At 42.7% G+C, this 2,635-nt stretch carries 2 protein-coding genes; both read right to left on the reverse strand.

Features of this window, described 5'->3' with window-relative positions; genetic code table 11:
- Positions 1-79: 79 nt before the first annotated feature.
- A complete protein-coding gene (gene istB, locus P20439_RS13480; RefSeq protein ID WP_008111090.1) occupies positions 80-844 on the reverse strand; it encodes an IS21-like element ISShfr5 family helper ATPase IstB in 765 nt (254 codons plus the stop codon).
- Positions 845-872: 28 nt separating this feature from the next.
- Positions 873-2,417 (reverse strand): IS21 family transposase, encoded by a 1,545-nt coding sequence (gene istA / locus P20439_RS13485; RefSeq protein WP_008111092.1) that lies wholly within the window; start codon positions 2,415-2,417, stop codon positions 873-875.
- Positions 2,418-2,635 lie beyond the last annotated feature (218 nt).

Genomic DNA, 2,635 nt, shown 5'->3' on the forward strand with positions numbered 1-2,635 from the left:
TGCGTAATACCATGATGCCGATCGCTCAATACCATTCAAGCCGATCACTTTTTTGTCTGTCAGTAGACCTCAGTAAAATCTAACTTGAGTGATCGGCATCAGTCAAGAAATTTAGTTTTTTTCGCATCGACTCGCCTTTTAATTCCAACTTTATCGCCCCGTGCACAAGCCTATCTAGAATCGCATCCGCGTGTGTCGATTCTCCGATCATTTCATACCAATTTTCTATCGGTAATTGACTCGCTATTAAGGTCGATTTTGTATCATATCTTGCATCAATTAATTCCAGTAAATCACTCCGTTGTTGAGCCGTTAATGGCTCTAATCCCCAATCATCTAAGATCAGTAAATTGGCAGAGCTAAGCTTGTTGATCAGTTTTCGATAACTACCATCGGCTTGCGCTAGAAACATCTTTTCTAATAGCTCTTTGAGCCTAAAATAATAAACGCTACTCCCTTGTTGGCAGTGGTTTTGACCAAGCGCGCAAGCGAGGTAAGTTTTGCCACAACCTGTTGCTCCTGTGATCAAGATGTTTTGGTGAAGACGAAGCCATTCACCTTGTGCTAATGAACGGATCTGAGCTTTATCGAGTTGTCGTGCTGCGCCATAGTTGAGTTGGGCAAGTGTGCCGCCAACTCTGAACTTTGCTTGTCGCGTTAGGCGATCTATTTTACGCTGATCACGCTGCGTTATTTCATGTTCAAGCAATAAACTTAGCCGCTCTTCGAAGCTTTGTTCAACGTATAAATTGGGTTGCTCGTATTGCTGCAATAGCGCATCACGTATGCCGCTTAGCTTTAAATTACTTAACTGATTATTAACTTGTTGATTGATATTTTGCATAAGTCTTCCTATGGTTTGTTAATTTTTATTAATGGTAATAGTGGTTGCCACGGATATTTTTATGATCAATATCTTGTAGTAAATCACCTTGAGCTTGTGGCAAGGGTTGTTTATCCAAGCCTTTTTCTAAGATAGTCTTTACTTGTTTAACGCGAGTAACACCTGTGGTTAATGCGCGATGACAGGCGGCTTCAAGACGTTGATCACTAAACTTTTTACCTAGGCTTAATAACCCCATACAAGCACGGTAGCTTTGCTCTGGATGTTTTTTAGCTTGCATCAATTGCATAACAAACTGCTCAGTTGATGTGCCAAATTTACTCGCCCAGCGTTCGAACCGCTGTGGTGTCCATTGTTGCTGCTTTTGATGAGCGATAGGCATATGCAGATCAAGCGTGGTGTGCGCACCTTCTCGGTATGATCTGGGGTGAACAGCGACTTGTATGCCTTGATGGTAGAGTGTCACCAACTTCCCGGAGGCATGGGCTTCAAGCTTTTGTTTAATTAAGGTATGTGGCACTGAGTAGTAGTGCTTTTCAATTTCCACATGATAATCAATATGCACGCTCACCTGTTTTACTAAGGTATAGCTGTAAGGCTGTGTAGGCAGTGGTTTGAGTGCAGGTCTGTCGATAGCATCAAACTGACTGAGCCGTGAGCCAGGATGCTTTTTCATTTTACGTTGATTTAAATCGACCAGTAATGCTTGTATTTTCAGGTTCAATTGACGCAAGCTAAAGAAGGTTTCATTGCGAAGGCGCGCCATTATCCAACGTTCAACAATTTGCACACCCACTTCAGCCTTAGCCTTATCCTTTGGTTTATAGGGTCTAGCGGGCACAATGACCGTATCGTAATGTGTCGCTAGTTGTTGGTAGGTTGGATTTAAGTCAGGCTCATATCGACACGGTTTGGTGACGGCACTTTTAAGGTTGTCAGGAATTATTAGCTCAGGAACACCGCCAAGAAACTCAAAACAACGGGCGTGACTCATCACCCAATCTTCGAGTTTCTGGCTGTAAGTCGCTTCGGCATAGGTATAATTTGATGCACCCATGACCGCAACGAACACTTGTGCAGTACGACATTCGCCTGTACTTGTATCAACAATACTCATGGTTGGGCCACAGTAATCCACAAACAGTTTTTCACCTGCTTTATGATTTTGTCGCATGGAGGGTTTTTGGCATTTAAGCCATGCCTTGTACTGACGGCAGAAGTGAGTGTAACTGTAAAAACCTTCCGCGTGCCGCTCTTTGTATTCTTCCCAAAGCAGCAACAACGTCATGGTTTTAGGCCGAAGCTCTTGCTGAACTAACGACCAGTCAGGAATGGTAAAGCCCTTTAATCGAGGCTTTGTTTTGAAGAACGCTTGTTGCAGAGCGTGATCATCCCACTTCTCATCAAGCGGCCAGTAAGTAATATCTAACTCTGCTGATTTACAGGCATATTTAGACACGATTGAGGGTGAAACAGATAAGCTTGTTGCTATCTGACGATGACTGAGTTTACAGCTGTATTTTAGTCTTAAAATCTCTTTAAGTTTACGCATTGAAATAGGTGCCGTTGGCATGGTCATTCTCATCATCAAAAATGAAAAGAATAACGGTTAAAAACACCTACTGGCTAGACAAAAACGTGTACAAATTGAACGATACCATTCAAGCCGATCACTCAATACCATTTTGACCGAAAAGTGATCGGCATCGATGGTATTGAGTGATCTTGATGGATGGTATTAGGTGATCGGCTTAGATAGTATTAGGTGATCGCGATGCATGAGAATACGCA

Source organism: Pseudoalteromonas sp. BSi20439 (genome assembly GCF_000241165.1).
GTDB lineage: Bacteria > Pseudomonadota > Gammaproteobacteria > Enterobacterales > Alteromonadaceae > Pseudoalteromonas.

Coding starts and splice junctions, on each gene's coding strand:
- istB (WP_008111090.1), bottom strand. CDS start 844: ATGCAAAATATCAATCAACAAGTTAATAATCAGTTAAGTAATTTAAAG.
- istA (WP_008111092.1), bottom strand. CDS start 2,417: ATGCCAACGGCACCTATTTCAATGCGTAAACTTAAAGAGATTTTAAGA.